A 2,000-nucleotide genomic window follows, 5' to 3' on the forward strand; every position below is an offset into this window, starting at 1 on the left:
GTGGGGCGGGGCGGGCCCGTCTCGTGGTGGGGCCCGCCCCGGGTACCGCGGGAGTTACTGCTTCGGGAGTTCGACGCCGGTGGCCTTGGCGATGTCGGCGAGCATCTCCTCGGCGGCCTGGACGCCGATGCCGGACATCCAGGTCTCGTCCGGGACCTCGAAGACCTTGCGGTCCTTGACGGCGGGCAGGTCCTTCCAGACGGGGTTGGAGGTGACCTGCTTCTGCTGGGTCTTGTCCGGGGTGTCGGCGGTGGTGACGAAGATCAGGTCGGCGTCGGCCTGGTCGATCTCCTCCGGGCCGACGTCCTTCATGGTGACGGCCGGGTCGTCGGAGACCTGCGACTTGGGGCGCTGGAAGCCGACGTCGTTCAGGACGACACCGCTGTAGGAGTTGGAGGCGTAGAGCCGGGTCGGGCCGGCGACGAAGCGGACCACGGAGACGGTCGGCAGGGCGCCGTCCTTCTTCTTGATGGCCGCGCCGAGCGCCTCGGCCCGGGTCTCGTACTCCTTCAGCTTCGTCTCGGCCTCGTCCTCCAGACCCAGTGCCTCGGCGTGGACCTCGAGGTTCTCCTTCCACACACCGCCGGTGGTCTCGGTGAAGACGGTCGGGGCGATGGCGCTGAGCTTGTCGTAGACCTTCTCGTGCCGGACCTTGGAGGACAGGATCAGGTCCGGCTTGAGGGAGGCGATCTTCTCCAGGTTCGGCTCCAGGAGCGGGCCGACGTCCGTGGTGTTCTTGAGGTCGCCCTCCAGGTACGTGGGGAAGCCGCCCTCCGTCTTGAAGTGCGGGGCGACGGCGCCGACCGGGTCGATGCCGAGCAGGGTGACGTCGTCGAGCTCACCGGTGTCGAGGACGACGACCTTCTTGGGCTGCGCCGGGATCTTGACGTCTCCCATCACGGTCTTGAGCGTGCGGGGGAAGGCGGCGCTGTCCGCACCGGCCTGGGCGGCGTCGTCCGCCTTCGTCGTGTCGGAGTCGCCGCAGGCGGCCAGGAGGCCCGTGCCGAGGACGACGGTGAGCAGCGCGGCGGTGGGACGGCCGAATCCGCGCAGGGGTGATCGCTTGAGCATGAGGGGTGGTCTTTCTCGGTGAAGGGGTGAACAGGTGAAGTGGTGAGGGTGTGGGTGAGGGTGAGTTGATTTGCGGGTCGGTGGGTGACGGTGAGGGGCGGTCAGGCGCTGGCGGGCGCGGTGGTGTGCCGTGCCGCGCCGCTCTTCGGGACGACCAGCGGTGTGCCGGTCTCCGGGTCGGGAATGACCCGGCAGTCCACGTCGAACACGGACTTGACCAGGTCCGCGTCGAGCACCTCGGCCGGTGGGCCGGCGGCGGCGAGCCGCCCGTCCTTGAGCACGACCATGTGGTCGGCGTAACGGGCGGCCTGTCCGAGGTCGTGCAGCACCATCACCACGGTGCGGCCGGCTTCGGCGTGCAGGTCGGCGACCAGGTCGAGGACGTCGAGCTGGTGCCGGAGGTCGAGGAAGGTGGTGGGTTCGTCGAGCAGCAGGAGTTCGGTGTCCTGCGCCAACGCCAGGGCGATCCAGGCGCGTTGGCGCTGTCCGCCGGAGAGTCTGTCGACGGGCTGGTCCCGCAGCGCCGTCGTACCGGTGCGGTCCAGTGCCTCGTCCACGGCGCGCTGGTCGGCGGCCGACCAGGGGCTGAGCAGGCGTTGGTGCGGGTAGCGGCCGAGCCGTACGAGTGCCTCGACGGTGATCGCCTCGGGGGTGACGGGCTGTTGCGGCAGCAGTCCCATGCGGAGGGCGAGTGCGCGGGCGGACATGCGGTGGATGTCGGAGCCGTCGAGGGTGACCGTGCCTGCGGTGGGGGCGAGCAGTCGGTTGAGCCCTCTCAACAGGGTTGATTTGCCGCAGGCGTTGGGGCCGACGATCGCGGTCACGGCCCCGCCGGGCAGCGTCAGGTCGAGCCCGCCGACGATGGTGCGGTCGCCGTAGCGCAGGTCGAGGTGGTGGGTGGAGAGCTGGTTGGTGGGGGGCATGTGGGG

General features: G+C 70.1%; 2 protein-coding genes. Both read right to left on the reverse strand.

Translation table 11 applies throughout. The features are described 5' to 3' along the window. Positions 1 to 54 precede the first annotated feature (54 nt). Positions 55 to 1,071, reverse strand: coding sequence for an iron-siderophore ABC transporter substrate-binding protein (locus P1P70_RS43965; RefSeq protein ID WP_319248022.1), 1,017 nt, complete (start codon positions 1,069 to 1,071; stop codon positions 55 to 57). A gap of 101 nt (positions 1,072 to 1,172) precedes the next feature. Further along, on the reverse strand, positions 1,173 to 1,994 hold the full coding sequence (locus tag P1P70_RS43970) for an ABC transporter ATP-binding protein (protein ID WP_319248024.1): 822 nt from the start codon (positions 1,992 to 1,994) through the stop codon (positions 1,173 to 1,175). Between the last annotated feature and the right edge of the window lie 6 nt (positions 1,995 to 2,000).

Origin of the sequence: Streptomyces sp. MB09-02B, assembly GCF_033794485.1 — a bacterium.
GTDB lineage: Bacteria > Actinomycetota > Actinomycetes > Streptomycetales > Streptomycetaceae > Streptomyces.

Excerpts from the sequence above, each read along its gene's own strand:
- P1P70_RS43970 (WP_319248024.1), bottom strand. The coding sequence starts at position 1,994 with ATGCCCCCCACCAACCAGCTCTCCACCCACCACCTCGACCTGCGCTAC.
- P1P70_RS43965 (WP_319248022.1), bottom strand. The coding sequence starts at position 1,071 with ATGCTCAAGCGATCACCCCTGCGCGGATTCGGCCGTCCCACCGCCGCG.